Raw genomic sequence first — 20,899 nt, forward strand, 5'->3', positions numbered from 1 at the left:
TACCTGCGCCTCGCAGTCTTCCAATGGACCGACCTTGTCCTCGCAACCCAAGCATTGGCGATCGTATCGCTTCGGTACCTTCCGTTGACGCGGCGCCAACACTCCGACGGCTTCAGCGTGAGCTTTAGTCTCGAAATGCATTCGGAAACACGATGTCCTGATCAACGAGGATGTTGAACTTGTATCCCGGTCGGATTTCCAGTGTCGGCTGGACGTTGAGGTTGCGGCTGATGGTTTGTTCTGCAACGCGGCCGAAGCTCTCCGCAAAATTCCGCCTTGCCGCATCGGAAGCCGTTTCCTGCGTGGCAAGCGTCGAGCTTTCCGGCAAGGAAGCGTCGACCCCTGTTCCAATGAGCGCGATCAGCGCCGCCGAGCCGAATGTTCTCCAATAGTGATTGTTCACCTTGTCGTGGAAACCGCCATACCCTTGCGCATCGGTTCCTGCCATGCCGCCAATCTGCAGCGTTGAGCCGTTCGGGAAGATGATATCCGTCCACGCGACGAGGACACGGCTTTGGCCGAACGAGACCTTGCTGTCATAGCGGCCGAAGAGCTTCGTTCCCTGCGGGATCAGCAGACGATGCCCTGTCACACTGTCATAGACGTTCTGGCTAACCTGGGCGGTGATGCGGCCGGGCAGGTCCGAATTGATGCCTGATATCAGCGTCGCCGGGATGACCGAACCGCGTTTCAGTTCAAAGGGTGACTGCTGCGGCACAACGCGGTTGGGGAGATATCCGAGGTCCTTGAGATCGGCGTTGAAGAAATCCTCCTTGGAGGACTGTCCGTTCGGATCGATATTTTGCCCGCCGATACCCGCCCGCAACGCGGCGGCATAGAGATCAGAGTTGGCTCCGGCGATTGTTGATGATGGACTGTTTGTCGTAGTTTCGGCCGAGGTGGTTTCGTCTGCTCTCGCCTCCAGTTTGCTGCGGTCGATGGCAAGCGGCGCGTCATAGGCCGCGTCGTTCGCCTGTAGGCGCGCCATGCGCTGTCGATGCCGCTCGCGCAGATATTGCTCCCTCTGCTCGCGCTCGAGGCGGGCGCGCCAGACCTCTTCGGATTCCAGCTCCTGCCCGCGCTGCTGCCCCTCACGTTCTCCCGGCTGCGGCGTGAAGGGATTGTCCACCTTTTCTCCGTCCTGTTTTGTCTCGACAGGTATCGGCTGGAACGTCGTCTGCTGCTGCGGCTCTCCGATGATGCCGTCCGTCACACCGCGCTTGATCTGGTCGGCGAAGGTAGAAGCGGGATTGCCCGAGCTCGTTTCCGGACCGGTGTCCTTTCCGAAGTAGAGACCACGCGAGGCGAGCCCATAAAAGATCACGCCAAGAAAGGCGACCAGCAGCACGATCACCACGATAATCGGCAGGCGATTGATCCGCTTGATGCCGGCTTCCGCTTCGGCATTCGCAGCGCCACCAAGCTTGAGGGATTGTACCATGATCCTCTCCCTCAGCCGCGCCGCATCAGCGAGAGCGCGCTCGCCGGCGTCGCGCCACCCGGCGTCACGTTATAGGCCCGACCCAGTTCGACGTTATCGGTCGAAAGACGCACCAGAACCTGGCCATCGAAGGGCAAAACGACATAGGCGAGCGGGATGACCTTCGTACCGCTGTCCGTCTTCTGATCGGCGACGACGGCATAACCCCAGCCTTTCAGCGCCGCCTCCAGCGCCTGCCCGAAGGGCGAGGTGTCCGGTATGAGGGTAACCGTCGCCTTGCCGGGTCCGATCTGCTCGGCAAGGCGGCTGACCATATCGCCGGCAATGGCGCTTGCAGCCGGGCCGGAGATATCCGGCGGCGCGTTGCTGGCGACGAGACCATCAGTCCCCATCGACTGGCATCCGGAAAGGAGGATGGTGAGGGTGAAGGCTGTGGCAAGGGCGCGGATGGGGCGCAAGAGGAGATAAAGCGGAAAGGTTCGCATCACCGCCCTCCCCTTCTGATCGTCACTTTTTCCTGTTTCCAGCCGACGCCCGAGACCAGCACCGCGCGATCAATGTGATAATCGACCACCATCATGTCGTTCTTCATGCGGTAGTTGACGATCCGGTTCTCGCCGCCCGACGTGACGAAGAGCACCGGAGCATCCTGGCCGGAGATCGAGCGCGGGAACTGGATGTAGGTTTTCAGACCGTCGGAATAGACCCGTGTCGGCCGCCAGCCGGCTCTGCCCGAGACCGAATAGGAGAAGTTCAACTGCTCGGCTGGCACGCCGGCTCCGGGGATCATGCTTGCCTCAAGCCGGGCATTGATGTCGGCGAGCTTAGCCGAGACGTCCTCCGGATACTCGAATCCAACGCGGGCCATATATTGCGTGGCATGGGACTTGAGCTGGATATGATAGGTCCGCCGCGATGTCGTCACCACCATCGAGGTGACGAGACCCGGCTCCGACGGTTTGACGATTAGGTGGATCGCCTGGCCGCCCGCCGCCCCTGATGTGGCCGGTTCGACCTTCCAGCGCACCGTGTCGCCGACCAGCACGTCGCGAACGACCTCGCCTCCCTGAAGTTCGATGTCGCAGACCTGCAGCGGTGAGCAGACGACCGACGGCTGCACCTCGCCAAAAAGAAAAATCACCTTGCCGTCGGCTCCCTTGGTCACAAGACCACGCGATCCGCGCCACTGGCCGGAGATGCCCATGCCCTTTGCCTCATTGGCGGTGACGCCGTCGGCCGCAACGACATCGAGAGGTGCAAGGATGGAGAACGCCAGCGCCGCTGATATGATGGCACCGGCAGTCAGCATGGCCGAATAATTCTCAAGTCGGATATTCATGTTCGGGGCCATGCCTTTCAAAGCTGCGCTGTCCAGTCGAAATCGCGGAGATAGAGACCGATGGGGTTGAGACGGATGACGCCCTCGTCCTGCGGCGGGGTGAGGGTTACGGTAGCGATGCCGCGAAAACGGCGCGTGGCCGTCTCCTTGCCGCGGCGGTCGCGCTCGAACTCGGTCCAGTCGACCTGATAGGACTGGTTCGATCGTGCGACGATGTTGTTGACCTCGACCGCCACCGTCGCGGTCTTCGCCTTTTCGAAGGGAGAATTGGAACGGAACCAGGCATTGACCTTCTCGGTCGCCGGGTCCGAGGTGCGCAACAGCGCATAGGTCCGGTCGATATATTGCTTCTGCACGACCGCATCCGGTGTCACGCTGCGGAAGTTCGAGACGAAGCTGCCGAGCGTGGCGCGCACCACACGCGGGTCGGCATATTCGATCTGCTGCGGGAAGCCGGCATTGGAGGCCGTGCCGAGCTTGTCGACCTCGACGATATAGGGAACGAGCTTCACCTGCGTGCTCTGGTAAAGAGCGTAGCCGAAGCCGATCACGGCCATCACCATGCCGGTGATACCGACAATGCGCCAGGCCGCGGCTGCTCTCACATAGGAGCCGTAACGCTCGTTCCATTCGTTGCGCGCGGCGAGATAAGGATTGGCAATATGGGGATTATTTGGCGGATTGCGTCCGGTCATGGGGGGTCAGCCTCCAGCTATTTGTTCTCGTTGATGGGCGGGGGCGGAGGTAGCGGCGTGGGCCGGTTCGACTGACGCGTCTGGTCGAGCTTGGCGTTAGCAAGGCCGAGCAGCGATCCGGCATAGGCGCCGGGTGAGGCTATCGCCTTTTCCTTTGCCGCCGATCCGGCAGCGTGAGCAGCACTACCGATCCCCGATGCCATGCCGCGAAGTGCCGCGCCGGCCATCGAAGAGCCCCCTGCCCTGGCCGAGCTGGCCGTCTGCGCTCCTTTCGTTGCGGCACTCGCGCCAAGGAAAGCGCCGCCGGCCGCGAATGTCGCGGCCTGGCCGCCATGACGGATCGCTTCCATGCCGCCGGCAATCGAGGCGCCCTGAACCACACCCTGCAGGATCGGCGGCACATACATGGCGATGACGAAGACCACGACCGAGATGCCGGCGATGGCAAGTGTGGTGATGAACTGCTCGGAGGTCGCCGTCGGCGCCTCGGCCAAGCCTAGCAGGATGTCCGAGCCGATCTTGGCGATCATCACCAGCGCCATCAGCTTCATGCCGACGGAGAAGGCGTAGACCAGATATTTGACCGCGAAGTCCTTGGTGAAGGACGAGCCGCCGAGACCGAGCATGATCATGCCGGCGAGCAGGCCGACATACATTTCGACCATCACGGCAACGAAGATCGCTGCGACGAGTGAAAACGACACGACCACGACCACCATGGCGAAGACTGCGGCGATCGCCAGCGCATTGTCTTCCCAAAGCCCGAACTTTGCCTGTTCGGACATCTTGGTCGCGACCCGGATGCCCGCGTCGAAGATGTTTGCGGGCGACGCCGAGCCGCCGCCGGCGCCGATCTGATAGAGGCTGTCGACCACGGCCTTCGCGAAGGTCGGTCCCTGGTCGAGGATGAAGGCGAAGAGGCCGATGAACATGATCCGCCGGACGAGTTCGGCGAACCAGCTATCGAGCGAGGCGGCATTGATCGCCAGCCACACGGCGGCGATCCCGACCTCGATGCCGGCAAGGATCCAGAACAGCGAACGCGCCGCGTTCAACACCGTCGTCTCCCAGCCTTTCGCGGCGGTGACGACGGAGTTTTCGAGCGTGGTCAGGACGGAACCCTGCTGTGCGAATGCAGGTGCACTCGCCAACAGGACGAGCCCAATTGCAATGAACACGAGCTCCAGCTTCCGGGAGGGACGGACGATCACCATCGCGGTTTCATCTCCTGGCCGCCACGGACGTCGCGGTCCGGATCGCCGCTGAAGAACTTTTCGCGATGCTCGCGGCGCTGGGTATCGGAGGCAGGTTGCGTAGCGGTAGCGCCCGACCCGGACATGGGTACTGGACTTGGCTGGACCACGTTCCAGGTGACGACGCCGGCACTGAGTGCGGCGATGCCCGCCAAGACGAGGATGATAATCAGACGCGGGCTCACCAGCGGGGCTCCATGGTCTGGCCGCCGCGGATGTCACGCTCGGTCGCACTGAAAAATTGTTCACGGCGCGCCTGGGCCAGATCCTTTTGGGCCTGCTCGGACTGGAACCACGTGCCCATCATGGTCATCTGTTGGGAGACGAGGCCGCGCAGCTTCTGCATCTGCGCGACCTGCTGTGCGGCGATCTGGTGCCCGACCTGCAGCGCCTTCATCTGGCCGTCGGCCGATTCCGACATCGAGCGCAGCGACGACATTGTGCTTTCCTCGCTCGAGAACTGGTCGGCCGTCAGGTTCGCCGCCTTCAGTGTTCCGGCGATCGTATCGCGGTTGGTATCCGACCAGTTCTGGTAGGTCGTGGAGAAGCTCGCCCCGTCAGGCAGATTGCTCTTCATCTCGGCAAAGCTCTGGAAGCGCTGTTTGAGCACATCGTCGATATTGCCCATCGAGAAGGCGACGCCTTGCCCCTGGGCGACGACGTTTTGCAGGCTATTCAGGTCGCTTTCGACCTGCCCCCAGATATGGTTCGGCAACTGCGCCGTGTTTTGCAGGAGGTTGTTGTAGATGTTGAGCTGGTTCTGGATCTGCTCGGCAAGCTGGGAGATCTGGGTGATCTGGTTGTTCACCTGCTCCGCCGACTTGCCGACCAGCGAGACGAGCTCGGCATTGTTGGCGAGCTGCGTCCATTCGGTCGCTTGGCCTGTCACGCCACCGGCCTGAGCGGGAACTGGTAGTACAGCCGGGAGAATGATCAACGCGATGACGGCGGTGCGTGCCACCCTATTCGACCGGGAAGAGTGTTTCGGCATGGGCGATTCCCCTTTGCTGAAGCCAGTGGAGGGGCCATGCGGCCCCATGTTCGGAGTGGAGGGCGCGAATACGCTTCAAGTCTTCCTTGCCGGACGCGCCCACGAAGGAGAGCGCGACGGGACCGAGCGCCATGTCGAACAACCGGCGGCCCTCCGGTGAAACGACGTAGTATTCGCGCTTCGGAAGCGCCGTCGCGACGATCTCGATCTGCCGCTCGTTGAAGCCGATGCGCTCATAGAACTCGCGCGTGCCCGGCTCCCGCGCGGCCCCGTTGGGCAGGCAGATTTTTGTCGGGCAGGATTCCTTGAGCACGTCGATGATGCCGGAGCGCTCCGCATCCGAGATCGACTGGGTGGCGAGCACGACGGCGCAATTGGCCTTGCGCAACACCTTCAGCCACTCGCGGATCTTGTCGAGAAACACCGGGTGGCCGAGCATCAGCCAGGCCTCGTCGAGAATGATGAGGCTCGGTGCCCCGGTCAGCCGTCTTTCGATGCGGCGGAAGAGATAGGTGAGCACGGGCACAAGATTGCGCTCGCCCATGTTCATTAGTTCCTCGATCTCGAAGCACTGGAACGCGCCGAGCGCCAGACCATCTTCCTCGGCGTCGAGAAGCTGACCCATGGGGCCGTCGACCGTATAGTGATGCAGCGCATCCTTTATCTCGCGCATCTGCACGCCGGATACGAAGTCCGAGAGCGAGCGGCCGCGCGATTCCGCCATCAGCCCGATCTGCCGGGAGATGGCGTTGCGATAGTCGGGCGTGATGGTCACACCTTGCAGCGCCACGAGTGTCTCGATCCACTCGGTTGCCCAGGCGCGATCACCATCGGTCGAAAGTTCCGCCAGTGGGCAGAAGGCCAGCGCCCTCCCCTCCCCTGCTGGACCGATATCGCCGCTGATCGGGTAGTGATCGCCATTGAGTCCGAGCGTCAGCGGCAGCATCGAGCCACCCTTGTCGAAGGCGAAGACCTGGGCTTGGCTGTAGCGCCGGAACTGCGCGGCGATCAGCGCCAGCAGGGTCGACTTACCCGAACCGGTCGGCCCGAAGATCAGCGTGTGCCCGACATCGTCGACATGCAGATTCAGCCGGAACGGCGTCGAGCCGCTGGCAACCTGCATCAGCGGCGGTGAGCCAGGCGGATAGAACGGGCAAGGCGCCGTCGGGCTTCCCGACCAGACGCTATTGAGCGGGATAAGATCGGCGAGATTGCGCGTATTGATCAGCGGTTCGCGAATATTGGCATAGGAAACGCCCGGCAGGCTGCCGAGAAAGCCATCGGTCGCATTCAGCGTCTCGATCCGTGCACCGAAACCTTCCGCCTGGATCAGCCGGCGGACCGCCTCGCACTTTTCCTGAAGGCGGCTCCGCTGCTCGTCGAAAATCACGATGACAGGCGTGTAGTAGCCATAGGCGACGAGTTGCGATGCCGCTTCGGCGATCGCGTCCTCGGTCTCGGCAACCATCATCATGGCGTCCTGATCGACTGAGCGGCTTTGCGTCTGGAAGAGCTGATCGAAGAAGGGCCTGACCTTCTGCTGCCATTTCTTGCGGGTGCGTTCCAGCTTTGCCCTCGCCTCCTCGGCATCGAGGAAGACGAAACGCGATGACCAGCGATAGGTGAGCGGCATCAGGTCGAGGCTGTTCAGGATCCCCGGCCAGCTTTCCGCTGGCAGGCCGTCGATCGCCACCACGCCGAGGAATCGGTTCTCGACCAGCGGCGTCAAACCATGCTGCAGCTCGGCCGTCACCAGCCAGTCGAGATACATCGGGATCTCGGGCAAGCGCACCGGATGGTTCTCGCCGGTGATGCAGAAGCGGATAAACTGGAAGAGTTCGTCATAGCGGGCGACCCGGAATCCGCTGCGCTCTTTAGTCTCCCGTGTCATCATCCGGCGGATCGACACAACGTTCGCGAGATATTGCTCGACCTCGCGGATCGAGGTCAGGAAGCTTTCGAGCGCCTTGTCGGCATAAGTGGCGGAACGACTGGCCGCATCCGAATAGACATAGCGGGTCAGCCCCGAGCGCCGCGGCTCCGGCGGCCGCCATGTCAGGATCAGTGCGTGCCGGCTCTCGAAATGGCCCCTCTCCTTCTGGAAATGCGCTCGCCGTTCGGCGTCGATCGCCCGCGTGACCGGATCGGGAAAATGGCAATCATCCTCGGCCGGATAATCGCCGGTCGGAACTCGGACGGCCTCGACCTGGATCATCCATCCGGAGCCGAGCCGGGACAGGATCGCGTTGATCTGCCGCGACACCTCGTTGCGCTCGGCGTCGGTCGAGCTCTCGCTGTCCGGCCCGGCGAAATACCAGCCGGCCATCAGAGAGCCGTCCTTGAGCAGGATCACGCCGTTGTCGACCAGGCCGGCATAGGGCACCAGATCGGCAAACGACGGTCCCGAATGGCGGAAGGATTTGAGGGCGACCATCTCAAGACCCTCAGAACCTGCGCCACGGTGAGGACGTGGTGCGGTAGAATGTCTTGTAGGAGATGTGGCGGATATAGACCCGGCGCATCAGGGGATCGGCTTTCGCCATCATGCGCAGCGCCGCGACCGCGATCAGCCAGATCGCGATACCGAAGAGCGCCGCGTACCAGGTCAGTACGACGAAGATCAGGATAACGGCGGCAAGGGCCGTGAGCAGCACGAGCTCGCGGTCGGCGCCCATCAGCAGGTTCGGACGCGACAGCGCCCTGTGCACGCGCGAACGGGAAAGCCTGGAGCCGGCCTCAGCCATGAGCCCCCTCCCCTTCCATGTGAAGCGTTGCCGACGGCTCGGTGATGTCAGGCGCCGATTGCGCTTCGGCCTCGCCGATGCTGGCGCCGGTCGCACCGAAGAGGGCGACGATCTGCGTAGCGCCGAGCAGAACCCCGCCGACGAGGGCCACGTAGCAAAGCCTTCTCGCGAAATCGTTCAGTTCACCGCCGAAGATCAGCATGGCGCCGGCGATCGCGACGGCCGCCAGAGCGATGAAGCCGGCAACAGGCCCGGTGATGGACTGCTGGATCTGCTGCAGCGGCGACTCCCATGGAAGGCCGCCGCCACCCGAGGAAGCCAATGCCGGCTCTGCCAGGCCGAGAGAGATGGCGGCGAGTGCCGCGCAGGCGAGCGTGATCTTTGTCTTATGCGACATGGCTGTCCTCATCGATCTGTGCGTAATGTTCGGTCCGGTAGCGGGCGTTATTGAACCCCTCGACATGGATCACCTCGCGGACCCGCCTGCCCTTGCTCGTGCGTTCGATGGAAACGACGAGATCGACCGCCTCGCCGATCACTTCCTGCATCGGCTGCTGGCTCGCTTCCGCGGTCAGCTGCTCCAGCCGGCGCAAGGCCGACATCGCCGTGTTGGAGTGGATGGTGGTGACGCCGCCCGGATGGCCGGTGTTCCATGCCTTGAGCAGTGTCAGTGCGGCGCCGTCGCGGACCTCCCCGACGATGATGCGGTCGGGTCTGAGACGCATCGTGCTCTTCAGGAGCCGGGCCATATCGACCGTGTCGGTCGTGTGCAGGCACACAGCGTTTTCCGCCGCGCACTGAATCTCGGCTGTGTCTTCCAGAATGACCATACGATCCTCCGGCGCCGTCGCGACGATCTCGGCGATGGCGGCATTTGCAAGCGTCGTCTTTCCGGATCCGGTTCCGCCGGAAATGACGATGTTCATGCGGGAGGCGATCGCGCTGCGCAGAACTGAGGCCTGTGCTTCGGTCATCACCTTCGATTTTACATACTCGTCGAGTGGGATAAGCCGCGACGCCCGTCTCCGGATCGTGAACGCCGGCGCCGATACCACCGGCGGCAGCAAGCCCTCGAACCGATGCCCGCCGATCGGCAGTTCGCCGGAAATGATCGGTTGCTCATCGTCGGCTTCCGACTGCAGCGCATGGGCGACGCTGCCGATGACGACTTCGGCAGTGGCGGCACTCATCGCGCCGGCTGGGGCAACGCCGTGCCCCAGCCGTTCGATGAACAGCCTTCCATCGGGATTGAGCATGATCTCGACCACAGTTGCATCGTCGAGTGCGACGCAAAGCTGGTCGCCGAAGGCGTCCTGGAGTTTGCGGACGAGGCGGGGGTGGGAACGGAGCTGGGTCACGCAGCGCTCCTGAAGAGACCAGCGTCATTATGCTTAATGGTCGAGCGGTAACCTGGCGGGCAGACCGTGTCGAAGCTGGCGCGATCGGCCGATAAGCTGCCCGCGACGGCGATGGTGTTACCGATCGCGACCGGGTCGCCGAGACGATTCATCGGCCATCCCGCACGCTTCAGGATGCGTTCGAAGCGGAGATCGGTTGCTGTGACGATCTCCGTGTATCCGTTCGCCATCGACCATTCGATGATGCCGGCGAACATGGTGAGCGTCACCTGATGGAGGCTCCCTCCCCTCCCCGCTGCCAGGGACGTGTCCACGCAGAAGCGTGAGCTCTCGACCATCGCTGCACTGGCATCGAGCGACCCGCGCTCCAGCAGTTGCGGGAATGTCTGCTCCAGCATCGTCGGGCCGAATGCGGGCAGCAGGCGTGCGCAGCCGACGACGTTCTGGTCGGCCGAGATCGCCAGGATGTAGGTCGGGCGGAGATCATCGTACTGATCCCGCTCTCCCTGTTCGGTGATGGTGACATCCCATTCCAGGCGGCCGCTAAACACCGCGGCCCGTAACTGGTACATCTGAGTCAGATAATTGTGGTTGCTCGCGTAGCGGTCGGCCGAGACGCTCAGAATCTGCATTGTGATCTCCGCATGAACTGGTCAGGCGGAGGGAAATCATCTCGTGATGCGTGTGGCTATGTGCAGATTTGCATCCGGTGATTCTACCGAATCGGCGGTATAGCTCTCGAAAATCGGGCGGAAGCCGGAGTCTAAAATGTTGATAAGAGGTGCAAATCTGCATTTCCTCCGACCCGCCGCGAACTACGGGAGTCAGGCTAACTACAAGATAATGATTGATGAATCCGTTTTCGGAATGAATTCGGCAAAAGCGCGTTAACCTTTCGTTAACCAAAAACGCCTTGCAACCAAACGTGCATTCAGTAATCGTCACGGAAAAATGGCATTACGTGCAGATTAACCGTGACAAGAGATTCCACCGTGAGCAAAGCTGTTGCCATATCCCGAAATGATCGTCCCTCGGTAGATGTCACCATAGGTGAGCACGCTGAACAGCTGAGCTCTCAGCTTCAGGCTATGAGCGAAGCCCTGTTTCCTCCGACCTCGCACAAGAGCTTGCGCAAATTCACGTCGGGTGAAGCGGCGCGCCTAATGAAAATATCTGATTCCACCCTTCGAAAGATGACTCTGGCGGGTGAAGGCCCTCAACCCGAACTCGCCAGCAACGGAAGGCGCTTCTACACACTCGGTCAGATCAATGAAATCCGGCATATGCTGGCAGGCTCTGCCCGTGGACGCGAGAGTATCGAGTTTGTGCCTCATCGGCGCGGCTCAGAGCACTTGCAGGTCATCGCGGTGACCAATTTCAAAGGCGGCTCCGGCAAGACAACAACGTCGGCCCATCTTGCTCAGTATCTTGCGTTGCAGGGCTACAGGGTACTTGCCGTCGACCTCGATCCGCAGGCCAGCCTATCGGCACTCCTCGGCGTTCTCCCGGAGACGGATGTGGGTTCGAACGAGACATTGTACGCGGCAATCCGGTACGACGACTCTAGGCGTTCGCTCAAAGAGGTGATCCGCTCGACGTACTTCGATGGTCTGCATCTGGTCCCTGGAAACCTCGAGCTTATGGAGTTTGAGCACACAACCCCAAAGGCTTTGACCGATCGTGGTTCGCGGGATGGGCTTTTCTTCACGCGTGTCGCCCAAGCATTTGACGAAGTCGCTGACGACTATGACGTCGTTGTCATCGACTGCCCTCCCCAGCTTGGGTTCCTGACACTCAGTGGTTTGTGCGCCGCCACATCAATGGTCATTACGGTGCATCCGCAGATGCTCGATATCGCGTCCATGAGTCAGTTTCTGCTTATGACTCGTGATCTTCTCGGTGTCGTGAAGGAGGCCGGAGGGAATCTCCAGTATGATTTCATCCGCTATTTGCTGACCCGGTTCGAACCTCAGGATGCCCCGCAGACGAAGGTCGCGGCGCTGCTGAGGAACATGTTCGATGATCACGTCCTGACTAATCCGATGGTGAAGTCTGCGGCGGTTTCCGACGCCGGCCTTACGAAACAGACGCTTTATGAAATCGGGCGAGAGAATTTGACTCGTTCGACATACGACCGGGCGATGGAAGCTTTGGACGCGGTGAACGCCGAAATCGAAGGATTGATCAAGGCTGCGTGGGGACGCTCATGATGGGAGTATTGCAGGATCGCCACATGTTGTTGGGAGCTCCCAACAGACTCCCCCAGAACCGATTTCTGTTTTCCTTGCAGGGGTCGTATCCAACAATTTTGAATCGAAAGATCGAGGGAAGCCGCCGCCCAAGCTGCCTTACCCGCGGCTTGTTGGGAGCTCCCAACAAGCCGCCTTCCGCCGGATGGCACGGTGCTTCGAAACTAAATTGCAGAGATCAACGCCATGAGCCGTAAGGACGCAATCGACTCATTGTTCCTCAAGAAGCCGGTTGTGAGTGAAAAGGCTCCAACGGACAAGTCAGCTGCCCGTGTGCGCACTGGCGCAATCTCCGCTATGGGCTCGTCACTGCAAGAGATGGCGGAGGGAGCGAAAACCGCAGCTCGACTTCAGGATCAGTTGGCTTCGGGCGAGGCGGTCGTTTCCTTGGATCCGTCGACTATTGAAGGATCGACGATCGCGGATCGATTGCCGACCGCCGTTGATCCAAAATTTGATCAGCTCAAGGCAAGCATTGCTGAGAACGGACAGCAAATCCCGATCCTTGTTCGACCTCATCCGGAAAAGACTGGCCGGTATCAAATTGCATACGGGCGTCGGCGGCTACGGGCTGCCATAGATCTGGGGCGAGAGGTGTCGGCAATTGTCCGAAGCCTTACAGATCGTGAGCTGGTGGTGGCTCAAGGTCGAGAGAATCTGGATCGCGCCGACCTTTCGTTCATTGAGAAGGCGCTCTTTGCGCTCCGGCTCGAGGATGCGGGTTTTGATCGCGCAACCATTACTGCTGCCCTATCGACCGACAAGTCTGACTTAAGCCGCTATATCGCCGTTGCACGGAGCATTCCAGAAAAGCTTGCTATCCAGATCGGCCCGGCCGCGAAAGCGGGTAGATCGCGCTGGGTAGCGCTCGCTGAAAGTCTCGGGAAGCCAAAGGTCATGGACGCTGTTGAGGCGGTTCTGGGGTCTGAACGGTTCTTGGCCGCGGATAGCGACACTCGTTTCGCGCTCATCTTCGATGTTGCATCGAAGAGGCCGGCCAAACCTTCCAGGAAAGTAAAAACCTGGAGCACGCCGAAAGGGAAAAAGGCGGCGCGTGTCCACCAAGAGACCGGGAAGACAGCTTTGATTTTCGACGAGAAACTGGTGCCATCTTTCGGAGAGTATGTCGCAGACCAGTTGGATCGCTTGTATGTCCAATTTCTTGAAACGAATGAAGGAGAGAGAGCCGACCGAGAGTGAGATTTGCATCAATTCCGAGTCCCGCTCGGCAGAGATGAAAAACCACGAACCGCAAAAGAAAAAGGCCACCGAAACGAATTCCGGAAGCCCTTCTCTGTAGTGTCGCAACTAAGAGAATCGCATTTCCGAGAATCACCGTCAAGAGTCTTCTGAGACTCAGCGCCGTTTCGGCGAGCAGATTTCTTTTGCCTAGCAAAGGTAAAAGGAAATGCAGACGCATATCTCGACGACGCCCTTTGGGCGGCGGCCGATGACGCTCGGCCATATCGCAAGCCAAATGACGGCAAAGGCAGTCTCACCTGAAGCTGCCGCCCACAAGTGGCAGGTCTTTCAGTATATCCGCGAAGCGCGGGAACTGATTGGTGCTACGGATCGGTCACTCACGATTCTCAACGCATTGCTGTCGTTTCACCCGGAGACATCCCTGAGCGGCGACGCAGAACTTGTCGTCTGGCCGTCCAACGAGCAGCTTGCTGCGCGCGCAAATGGCATGCCGCCGACGACCCTCAGACGGCATATCGCGGTGCTCGTGGATTGCGGCCTGATCATCCGCCGCGACAGCCCCAATGGCAAACGCTTCGCTCGCAGGGGAAGGGGAGGGGAGATCGAACAGGCCTACGGCTTCGACTTATCACCGATCGTGGCGCGGGCAGACGAGTTTCGAGACTTGGTTGAGGCGCTGCAGGCTGAGAAAAAGGCGTTTCGCGTTGCGAAGGAGCGTCTCACGTTGCTCCGGCGCGACACCGTCAAGATGATTGAAACTGGCATTGAGGAGAACGTTCCGGGGAACTGGGGCGGGATCACGCAGACCTACCAGGCGATCATCGCCAGGCTTCCACGTTCGGCCCCCCGGCAACTTGTGGAGAGCATTGCCCAGGAACTTCACGAACTTTGCACCGATATCCGCGACGTATTGGAATCATTTGCAAAAATACAGATTCCGGACGCCAATGAGTCCCATTCCGGTAGTCACATACAGAATTCAAAACCAGACTCTAATTTTGAATCTGAATACGGCTTTGGAAAAGAAGATGAAGCGGGCGGCAGCGTTGCGAAAACCGACAACGTGCGGAGCTTGCCGAAACGGGAGCTACCATTGGGGATCGTGCTGGATGCCTGCCCGGAAATCCGGGAATTGGCACCGGGGAGGCAAATCCGGCACTGGCGCGACTTGCTGGCGGCGGCGGAGCTCGCCCGGCCGATGCTGGGGATCAGCCCGAGCGCCTGGCGGGAAGCTTGCGAGGTGATGGGCGAGCAGCATGCGGGGATCACGCTGGCCGGGATCTACCAGAGGGCCGGCCAGATCAGCAATGCCGGCGGTTACCTGCGCAGCCTGACAGACCGCGCCAAGGACGGGAAGTTCTCGACCTGGCCGATGGTCATGGCCTTGCTCCGGGCGAAGCTCGACGCGCAGAATTCCGCCGATATCCTAGATGGGGGTCGATCGAATGATGCGACCGAAGCCGGAGATCGGCTGCAGGTGTCGGATTCGCTGTTGAAGAGCCTGCAGAGGCCGAAATCGCGATGAAGGCCGTGCTGTTATCCGGCGATGGAGATCAGTCCCAATCGGCGGGCACGGTCGATGAGGTTCTTCACGGACGAGGGCGACCATTTCGAGCCGCCGCGGGGGGTGCGCTCGTGCAACCTTTCGAGTTGGGTCGCGATTTCGCGCAGCGTCAGGTCCGGGTTCGACGAGTGGATGCCGGCTACCAACGTCATCAAGCGATCTTCGGGCTGGCGGGGAGGGGACTTGCGAAGCAAAGCGGGATCGGCCATGCGCTCCGCGACCATCCATTTCACGGCGCGGCGAAGGCGTTCCGGCGTCCAGTCGAGGCCGCGCTGCTTGAGCACGCGAGCGATGTCGTCCCAGGTGTGATCCTGGTCGCATGCGCCGCACGGTCGGAAGCCATTGGTTGGCGGAAGCCTGAATGCGATCGCCATAGGCCGCTTTCTGCACCGCGGTCATTTTGGCCAGCGCCTCGGGGCGCTTTTCCCGAATACCCGGGTTGCCGGGCAGTCGGCCCTTCGCTTTTGCGGCCTTGATGCCTGCTTTGGTTCGCTCGGAGATCAACGCGCGTTCGAGCTGCGCAACGGCGCCGAGCACCTGGAGAGAGAAGATTCCCTGCGGCGTCGACGTGTCGATCGGATCTCGCAGCGACCGAAAATGCGCGTTCCTTGCGGTCAGATCCTCGATCACCTCGAGCAGATGGCCGACAGAGCGCGCCAGACGGTCGAGCCGCACGACCACGAGTGTGTCGCCGGCATTGATCTCCCGCAGCAACTTGGAGAGGGCTGGACGGGCGCGCGATGCGCCGGATCCGTGTTCCTGAACGATGGCGGCACAGCCAGCCGAGCGGAGCTCAATCTCCTGGGCCTCCGTCGCCTGTTCATCTGTGGAAACGCGAGCATAGCCGATCAGCCGTCCCTGAGGTCGACGAGAGGAGCGATTTTGAACATCACGAGCCATTTGGAGTGCCATCGAGATCACTGTCGAGAGGTTTTCCAAATGCAGAAGATACGGATAACCGATCGTTTGTGAACCTCTGGACCGAATGAGGTGGCTGCTCCCCCTGACATTCCACATTTCAGGAATCTCGCAGGAGGCTCCAGAAGCCCGACTTGCGTCCATGGTCGCGCCGCAGGTTGGCGACATAGGCCTCGTGCGACCCGATCGAGCCGAAGTCATCGATCTGCTTGGCCAACGACTGGCAATCTGTCAGATGCCGTGCCGCGTGCTTGTATCGGCTGGATCTTGCACTCTCCAGGGTAAAGTCCACCATGGCTCGCAAGACGATCGTCGCGGCGAGCGGATGCTTTTCCGACAGCACCTCTGCTGCTGGCGTCATCAGTTCATAATAATCGCCGTCGAGTTCGATGCGGCGCTTTATTACGAGCTTTGCGGCCTCGGCTGGCGACGGCCAGCGCAGGAAGAAATAGAGAGCACGGTGAACCTCCGGGAAGCCTTGCGCGTAGGCAAAGGCCTTCTCCTCAGCTTCCAGATCGTCGAAGTCAGGCAGGCGTCTGACGTAGGCGTGCAGGTGTTCGTCGTTCAACGACTGTTCGAAGCACTGCCACCGAAATGCCTGGGCCTCGTCTTCCCGTTCCAGGGCCTCCAACGCTTCGACGCGGGCAAGCTGCCAGTCGAAGGGAACGTCGTTGCGTCCCTTGGTGTCGACCTTGTCGAGCGCCGTGAGGGCCTCATCAGCGCGTCCGGCCGAAATCAGGCGGTTGGCGATCTCGGCCGCCACCATCGGAGCGGCACGGGTCTCTTCCGGCTGCAGGGCGATATAGGCATCCACATCGCCCTGGGCATCGGCGATTTCCTGCAGCACGTAGCTGATGGTGCGGTCCTTGTGGCGGCCGAACACTTCGTCCTCGTAGATCTCACCCTGGCTGCTCCAACCGATGACTTTGCGGTCCTTCTTCGCAGGCTTTTCTTTCGGCTCCTTCGACCAGGCCACGATCAGTGCCTTCAAACTTTCCAGCCCCGCAGCATCAAGCGCCGTTGCCATCGCGGGAATCAGGCTGTCGAACTGACCGTAGCCATTGTCCTGCACCGCTTTGAAGACCTTTTCGGCAAGCATGTCTTTATTGATCGCTGCCGTCTGGGCGAGGACACCGGCGTCCGCGCATGCCTGATGAAAGATCTGGATTAGCGTGCCGCTGCCATCGTCGGATCGGGCAAAGATCGAATCCGCCAGCGCCAGAAACTGCCAGATGAGCTCGAAAGCTTCGGCGGGTTCGTCGTTGGCGATGGTCTCGACAATCGTCTTACGCTGGGTTTCAAGATCGCGTTTGGTTTCCTTTACCTTTCGCCAATCGATAAATGTGCGGGTCCGGGCGATGCTGGAAAGCCGCTTGCGGATCTCGCGGGCGATTTCGGCGCTGGAATGATTGCCGGCAAGCTCCAGCCGCAAGCGGCGCTTGTGCGCAGCATTGCCTGTGGAGATTTCGATGAGAAGCTCTGCCAGGCGCGGCGCGCCGAGCGCTTCGAGGTTCTTTGCGTTGAGGGTCGTTTTCGCTGCCATCGGTGTCAGGGAGTCTCGGGGGTTTTGGCTGAGGTGATATCGTCGAGCGGCCTCACCCGGCCCATGGATCGATTAGCTGGATACCGAAGCCCTCAAAATCCTTGATGTTGCGCGTCGCGAGAGCAAAGTCGTATGCAATGGCGGTGGCCGCGATCAGACCATCCATGGATGACAGGCCCCGACCGCTGCGTTTTGCGTCGCCCATCAAATCCCCCCAGGCCAGAGCAACACGTTCGTCCACCGGAATGACACGGTGTTCGAAACGCTGTGGTAAATCCCGGGCGAGCCACTCGACCAGCGCGTCACGCTTTCGCCCATCGTCCATAAGGGCAACGCCGCGTCGAATTTCCGCGATTGACACAACACTGATAAAGGAGCGGTCCTCGTCAAGTCCATCCAACCACGCGAGAACACGGGCCTCGGGGCGCGGCTTTGTCACTTCTGACAGAACATTGGTGTCGAGCAGAAGTCTCACAGCGACAGATCACGTGGTTCGTCGCGTTGACGCTCGAGGTCAAGTTCGGCGCCCCGTAGCGGCGACGCCATCAGAAACTCAGCAAGCGTACCCTTGCGCGCGGTTTTCCGCTGCCATTCGTCGGCAGAGACCACAACGACGGTTGGCTTGCCGTTCCGGGTAATCGTCTGTGGCGTGGATTGCGCGCGGTCGATCACCTCTGAGAGTTTCGCCTTCGCGTTGGCGACGGTCCAACTTTTTTCGTCTTGCGGCGATGGCTGCATTGCACGCCTCCTAACCAGAATGACTATGATGACTATATAATCCACTGTCTCATAAGTTACAAGTCGCTTGAGGGGAGTTCAAAGTCCGGCGGCCTTCGTCAGGTTCACCCTGAAGCGTTACGGCGGTGCTGGTAACGGCGGGTCATTTCGGCCGAGGCATGGCCGAACTCCTTTTGCACATAGCGTTCGTCAACCTCGGCCAACGAGGCGAGGCTGGCGCGCTGCGAGTAACCGGAAAATTTGCGCCTCCGCTCGATCTCGGGAAGATCGCCGCGGATGCCGGCGGCCAGAACCGTCTTCTTCACGAGACGCGCCACCTCCTGGTCGTTGAGCCGATCCGGCCCGACATCCTTGCCCCGACCGGTGACACGACGGAAAAGGGGGCCTTTTGCGATCCTTGCGCACCTGATCCAGGTCCAGCCGGTGTGCGACCTCGAGTCAGCGAATCGTGATGGATGACATCGCGTCACCCTGCTGCTCGCTGGATTTCAGCGTAAATTGTCTCGATCCGAGCGGCCTCTGCGTCGCTGAGCGCCGAAAACTCCTTGTCGCGAGCCCGCTTTGACAGTTGCCCGTCGTTCTGGCGCAGGAAGCGGAACAAGAGGTCCAGCAAGCGATCAGGCATATCGATCATCTGCTGCACTTCGATCTTGAACGCGTCATAGATGCGCAGGAATGCCGTCTCGGCCGGCAGTTCCACATCGATCGTTCGGGCGACGCATTCGAAGAGGAATTCGGCGTGCGGCGTCGCGTCGAAGTAGCGGTAGAAGTCGGCGGTTTCATTCAGCACCGCGACATTGCCACGATCCGTTGGTTGCCAGTGAACAAGCGGCAATAGGCGGCGTGAATAGCTTTCCAAGACGGTTCGATAGGCATCGATGCGGTCCAGGATGACTGACGAGACCGGAAAGACGAGACCGGGAGGGTTGAACCCGCGCTCGGCGAGAACATGATGGATCAGATAGCGGTGCAGCCGGCCGTTTCCGTCCTCGAAAGGATGGATGTAGACGAAGCCGAAGGCGAGAGCCGCGGCGGCGAGAACGGGATCGAGCTGCTGTGCCGCACCGCGGTCGAAGGAAGACAGGCCATCGATCAGCGCGGGCAGGTCTTCGTGTCGGGCGCTGACATGATCGGGGATAGGTGCGCCTGACAGCCGATCATGCTCGCCGATGAAGCCACCGTCGATACGCAGGCCGAGATGGACAAAGCGCGCATCGCCGATGACGATGCGCTGCAACCGCTCCAGTTCGGCGCGGTCTATCGGCCGGCGGCCGGCTTCCCCGATCGCCTGGCCCCAGCGCTGGATGCGATCTTGCGGCGGATCTTCCCCCTCGATCTGAAAGCTCGAGCGCGAATCCTTGAGCAGCAGGAATGCAGCGGTACGTGCTAGCAGGTCCGCTGGCACTTCCGCTATCAACTGCCGCGCTTCGTCGCCAAGCCCGCGCGCAATGAACGCTTCGAGTGCGGGCGTGCGGAAGATCATCGGGCAGAAGGCCGGTGTCCCGGGCAAATTGTTCTTCACCCGATGTCTTGTCGAATTCGTTCCTCCCACCGCGATTTGCCGCTTGGGATCGACCACAAGGGCATAAGTGCCCTGTGCAGCGTCGGGCAGATCGAGCCGCGTATCGAGCAGCCATTCGTAGAGAAACCACAACCGTCGCGCATAGCCGCCAGTAGGCGCCGCGCGGACCATGTCGGCGATCGGTTCAGGACCTGTTTCCTGGAACAAGGCTTTCAGGACGGCAAGGTCCAGCCCTTCATAGCGCAGCGCGAAGGTCAGATGTCCGGCAAGGTCACTGCCCGGCTGGTGGCGCGGGGTGTAAATGTTCCAACTCTCGGCCTGATAGACTTTGTGGCGTGGACCGATCGCTGACAGGGTGATTGGCACAGGTACGGGTAATTCAAAAGCATCGATCAGGGCGGCATAGCCGACAGGGATGGCGGATTCCGGCATCCAGCGGCCGTGAAAAATGCTGACCGCGCCTGAAAGCGGTTTTTTTTGTCCCTGTTCCATGAATCCTGATATCCGCTTGTGAAAATGTGTTTCGGAGCGAAGCTCTCATGAAATTCGATCATCAGCAATGAATTTCGATGACAAAGAGGTTATGTTTACGAAGATTGATTCTGAAGGGTGGTGTGAGCTAGAGGCTCTTCTACAAACGCCTGATCGATCTGGCGGATAAACGGGACGACGAGCATTTGAGCGAGTTGGAGAAGAAACATGGATGATCTCGATAAGCTGATGAAGACGCTTCCTGAGGACGAACAGCGCGCCATTGCCAAGCGTGCCGACGAGCTTGTCACGGCGCACAATCTGCCTGAATTGCGGGCACTCGCCGGGCGGACGCAGGAAGACGTGTCTGCCGGGACCGGTTTCAAGCAGACCAACGTCTCAAGACTGGAGAAGCGCGCCGATATGAAGCTGTCGACGCTTCGCGATTATGTCGAATCCCTCGGCGGCACGTTGAAGATCGTCGCGGATGTGGCGGGCAAGAAAGTCGATCTTTCCAGCATCGCGGAGCGCTCCCGTCACGGTTCCAAGATCTGAGAGGCACGGCAGGGGAGGGCTACAGCCCTGCCGCTTTCGTCAGGTTGACGCGGAAACGGTCGCGCCGACGCTGGTAGCGGCGGGTCATTTCGGCGCTGGCGTGGCCGAGCTGTTTCTGCACATAGCGCTCGTCGACCTCGGCCGAGGAGGCAAGGCCGGCACGCAGCGAATGGCCGGCAAACTTTTGCCCACGTTCGACTTCCGAAAGATCGCCGCGCACGCCGGCCGCCAGCGCCGTCTTCTTGACGAGGCGGGCGACCTCCTGGTCGTTCAGCCGGTCGGGGCCGACATCCCTGCCGCGGCCTTTGACCCGGC

21 protein-coding genes and 2 pseudogenes are annotated in these 20,899 nt (G+C 60.8%); 4 read left to right on the top strand and 19 right to left on the bottom strand.

Annotated features, from left to right (window positions below; all coding sequences use genetic code 11):
- Positions 1-124: 124 nt before the first annotated feature.
- The 12 genes from trbI to traI are packed head-to-tail and all read right to left on the bottom strand — an operon-like array spanning position 125 to position 10,453.
- The gene (trbI, locus tag LXM94_RS07655) at positions 125-1,441 is read right to left on the bottom strand and encodes an IncP-type conjugal transfer protein TrbI (protein ID WP_235770568.1); all 1,317 of its coding nucleotides are present in this window, start codon (positions 1,439-1,441) and stop codon (positions 125-127) included.
- Between the two features lie 11 nt (positions 1,442-1,452).
- The gene (trbH, locus tag LXM94_RS07660) at positions 1,453-1,926 is read right to left on the bottom strand and encodes a conjugal transfer protein TrbH (RefSeq protein WP_235770569.1); all 474 of its coding nucleotides are present in this window, start codon (positions 1,924-1,926) and stop codon (positions 1,453-1,455) included.
- A complete protein-coding gene (gene trbG, locus LXM94_RS07665) occupies positions 1,926-2,780 on the bottom strand; it encodes a P-type conjugative transfer protein TrbG (RefSeq protein WP_235770570.1) in 855 nt (284 codons plus the stop codon). Before trbG ends, trbH begins: the two co-directional genes overlap by 1 nt.
- Positions 2,781-2,797: 17 nt before the next feature.
- Positions 2,798-3,475 (bottom strand): conjugal transfer protein TrbF, encoded by a 678-nt coding sequence (locus LXM94_RS07670; protein ID WP_235770571.1) that lies wholly within the window; start codon positions 3,473-3,475, stop codon positions 2,798-2,800.
- 17 nt (positions 3,476-3,492) lie between these two features.
- Positions 3,493-4,689, bottom strand: a complete 1,197-nt coding sequence (gene trbL / locus LXM94_RS07675) for a P-type conjugative transfer protein TrbL (protein WP_235770572.1) — start codon at positions 4,687-4,689, stop codon at positions 3,493-3,495.
- A complete protein-coding gene (gene trbK / locus LXM94_RS07680; RefSeq protein WP_235770573.1) occupies positions 4,683-4,913 on the bottom strand; it encodes an entry exclusion protein TrbK in 231 nt (76 codons plus the stop codon). Before trbK ends, trbL begins: the two co-directional genes overlap by 7 nt.
- Positions 4,910-5,719: a P-type conjugative transfer protein TrbJ gene (trbJ, locus tag LXM94_RS07685; RefSeq protein WP_235770574.1), complete on the bottom strand. Its 810-nt coding sequence runs from the start codon at positions 5,717-5,719 to the stop codon at positions 4,910-4,912. Before trbJ ends, trbK begins: the two co-directional genes overlap by 4 nt.
- The gene (locus LXM94_RS07690; protein WP_235770575.1) at positions 5,691-8,153 is read right to left on the bottom strand and encodes a conjugal transfer protein TrbE; all 2,463 of its coding nucleotides are present in this window, start codon (positions 8,151-8,153) and stop codon (positions 5,691-5,693) included. Before LXM94_RS07690 ends, trbJ begins: the two co-directional genes overlap by 29 nt.
- Positions 8,154-8,163: 10 nt before the next feature.
- Entirely contained in the window at positions 8,164-8,463 is a 300-nt protein-coding gene (locus tag LXM94_RS07695; RefSeq protein ID WP_235770576.1) for a conjugal transfer protein TrbD, read from the bottom strand.
- Positions 8,456-8,860, bottom strand: a complete 405-nt coding sequence (trbC, locus tag LXM94_RS07700) for a conjugal transfer pilin TrbC (protein ID WP_235770577.1) — start codon at positions 8,858-8,860, stop codon at positions 8,456-8,458. Before trbC ends, LXM94_RS07695 begins: the two co-directional genes overlap by 8 nt.
- On the bottom strand, positions 8,850-9,821 hold the full coding sequence (gene trbB / locus LXM94_RS07705; protein WP_235770578.1) for a P-type conjugative transfer ATPase TrbB: 972 nt from the start codon (positions 9,819-9,821) through the stop codon (positions 8,850-8,852). The genes trbC and trbB overlap by 11 nt, the downstream gene beginning before the upstream one ends.
- Positions 9,818-10,453, bottom strand: coding sequence for an acyl-homoserine-lactone synthase (gene traI, locus LXM94_RS07710; protein ID WP_235770579.1), 636 nt, complete (start codon positions 10,451-10,453; stop codon positions 9,818-9,820). The genes trbB and traI overlap by 4 nt, the downstream gene beginning before the upstream one ends.
- 360 nt (positions 10,454-10,813) lie before the next feature.
- Here traI and repA point away from each other — a divergent pair, with 360 nt between their 5' ends.
- The 3 genes from repA (at position 10,814) to repC (ending at position 14,798) form a co-directional block, all read left to right on the top strand.
- Positions 10,814-12,031, top strand: a complete 1,218-nt coding sequence (repA, locus tag LXM94_RS07715) for a plasmid partitioning protein RepA (protein WP_235770580.1) — start codon at positions 10,814-10,816, stop codon at positions 12,029-12,031.
- Between the two features lie 225 nt (positions 12,032-12,256).
- On the top strand, positions 12,257-13,270 hold the full coding sequence (gene repB, locus LXM94_RS07720; RefSeq protein ID WP_235770581.1) for a plasmid partitioning protein RepB: 1,014 nt from the start codon (positions 12,257-12,259) through the stop codon (positions 13,268-13,270).
- Positions 13,271-13,478: 208 nt separating this feature from the next.
- Positions 13,479-14,798 carry a plasmid replication protein RepC gene (gene repC, locus LXM94_RS07725; protein WP_235770582.1) on the top strand — a complete coding sequence of 440 codons (1,320 nt, stop codon included), beginning with the start codon at positions 13,479-13,481 and terminating at the stop codon, positions 14,796-14,798.
- An 11-nt stretch (positions 14,799-14,809) separates the two neighbouring features.
- Here repC and LXM94_RS07730 read toward each other — a convergent pair.
- The 6 genes and pseudogenes from LXM94_RS07730 to LXM94_RS07755 form a co-directional block, all read right to left on the bottom strand.
- Positions 14,810-15,737 (bottom strand): annotated as a pseudogene (locus LXM94_RS07730) (recombinase family protein).
- Positions 15,738-15,855: 118 nt separating this feature from the next.
- Complete coding sequence (locus tag LXM94_RS07735; RefSeq protein ID WP_235770583.1) at positions 15,856-17,298, bottom strand: DUF6880 family protein; 1,443 nt, start codon at positions 17,296-17,298, stop codon at positions 15,856-15,858.
- Between the two features lie 52 nt (positions 17,299-17,350).
- On the bottom strand, positions 17,351-17,773 hold the full coding sequence (locus LXM94_RS07740; RefSeq protein ID WP_235770584.1) for a type II toxin-antitoxin system VapC family toxin: 423 nt from the start codon (positions 17,771-17,773) through the stop codon (positions 17,351-17,353).
- A complete protein-coding gene (locus LXM94_RS07745; RefSeq protein ID WP_235770585.1) occupies positions 17,770-18,036 on the bottom strand; it encodes a type II toxin-antitoxin system Phd/YefM family antitoxin in 267 nt (88 codons plus the stop codon). Before LXM94_RS07745 ends, LXM94_RS07740 begins: the two co-directional genes overlap by 4 nt.
- 78 nt (positions 18,037-18,114) lie before the next feature.
- Positions 18,115-18,452: pseudogene (locus LXM94_RS07750) on the bottom strand (integrase); the annotation flags it as partial.
- Positions 18,453-18,502: 50 nt separating this feature from the next.
- Entirely contained in the window at positions 18,503-20,050 is a 1,548-nt protein-coding gene (locus LXM94_RS07755) for a Fic family protein (protein WP_235770586.1), read from the bottom strand.
- Between the two features lie 207 nt (positions 20,051-20,257).
- Here LXM94_RS07755 and LXM94_RS07760 point away from each other — a divergent pair, with 207 nt between their 5' ends.
- On the top strand, positions 20,258-20,584 hold the full coding sequence (locus tag LXM94_RS07760) for a helix-turn-helix domain-containing protein (protein WP_235770587.1): 327 nt from the start codon (positions 20,258-20,260) through the stop codon (positions 20,582-20,584).
- A 19-nt stretch (positions 20,585-20,603) separates the two neighbouring features.
- Here the strand turns inward: LXM94_RS07760 and LXM94_RS07765 are convergent.
- A partial coding sequence (locus LXM94_RS07765) for a tyrosine-type recombinase/integrase (RefSeq protein ID WP_235770588.1) occupies positions 20,604-20,899 on the bottom strand: 296 nt, incomplete at its 5' end.

Source organism: Rhizobium alarense (assembly GCF_021555155.1).
Taxonomy (GTDB): domain Bacteria; phylum Pseudomonadota; class Alphaproteobacteria; order Rhizobiales; family Rhizobiaceae; genus Rhizobium_D; species Rhizobium_D alarense.

What these genes read in the sequence shown, in the direction of transcription:
- LXM94_RS07670 (WP_235770571.1), bottom strand. Translation starts at nt 3,475, where the DNA reads ATGACCGGACGCAATCCGCCAAATAATCCCCATATTGCCAATCCTTAT.
- trbH (WP_235770569.1), bottom strand. Translation starts at nt 1,926, where the DNA reads ATGCGAACCTTTCCGCTTTATCTCCTCTTGCGCCCCATCCGCGCCCTT.
- LXM94_RS07695 (WP_235770576.1), bottom strand. Translation starts at nt 8,463, where the DNA reads ATGGCTGAGGCCGGCTCCAGGCTTTCCCGTTCGCGCGTGCACAGGGCG.
- trbL (WP_235770572.1), bottom strand. Translation starts at nt 4,689, where the DNA reads ATGGTGATCGTCCGTCCCTCCCGGAAGCTGGAGCTCGTGTTCATTGCA.
- repB (WP_235770581.1), top strand. Translation starts at nt 12,257, where the DNA reads ATGAGCCGTAAGGACGCAATCGACTCATTGTTCCTCAAGAAGCCGGTT.
- LXM94_RS07735 (WP_235770583.1), bottom strand. Translation starts at nt 17,298, where the DNA reads ATGGCAGCGAAAACGACCCTCAACGCAAAGAACCTCGAAGCGCTCGGC.
- LXM94_RS07755 (WP_235770586.1), bottom strand. Translation starts at nt 20,050, where the DNA reads ATGGAACAGGGACAAAAAAAACCGCTTTCAGGCGCGGTCAGCATTTTT.
- repC (WP_235770582.1), top strand. Translation starts at nt 13,479, where the DNA reads ATGCAGACGCATATCTCGACGACGCCCTTTGGGCGGCGGCCGATGACG.
- trbJ (WP_235770574.1), bottom strand. Translation starts at nt 5,719, where the DNA reads ATGCCGAAACACTCTTCCCGGTCGAATAGGGTGGCACGCACCGCCGTC.
- trbC (WP_235770577.1), bottom strand. Translation starts at nt 8,860, where the DNA reads ATGTCGCATAAGACAAAGATCACGCTCGCCTGCGCGGCACTCGCCGCC.
- LXM94_RS07760 (WP_235770587.1), top strand. Translation starts at nt 20,258, where the DNA reads ATGGATGATCTCGATAAGCTGATGAAGACGCTTCCTGAGGACGAACAG.
- trbI (WP_235770568.1), bottom strand. Translation starts at nt 1,441, where the DNA reads ATGGTACAATCCCTCAAGCTTGGTGGCGCTGCGAATGCCGAAGCGGAA.
- traI (WP_235770579.1), bottom strand. Translation starts at nt 10,453, where the DNA reads ATGCAGATTCTGAGCGTCTCGGCCGACCGCTACGCGAGCAACCACAAT.
- LXM94_RS07745 (WP_235770585.1), bottom strand. Translation starts at nt 18,036, where the DNA reads ATGCAGCCATCGCCGCAAGACGAAAAAAGTTGGACCGTCGCCAACGCG.
- LXM94_RS07690 (WP_235770575.1), bottom strand. Translation starts at nt 8,153, where the DNA reads ATGGTCGCCCTCAAATCCTTCCGCCATTCGGGACCGTCGTTTGCCGAT.
- trbG (WP_235770570.1), bottom strand. Translation starts at nt 2,780, where the DNA reads ATGAATATCCGACTTGAGAATTATTCGGCCATGCTGACTGCCGGTGCC.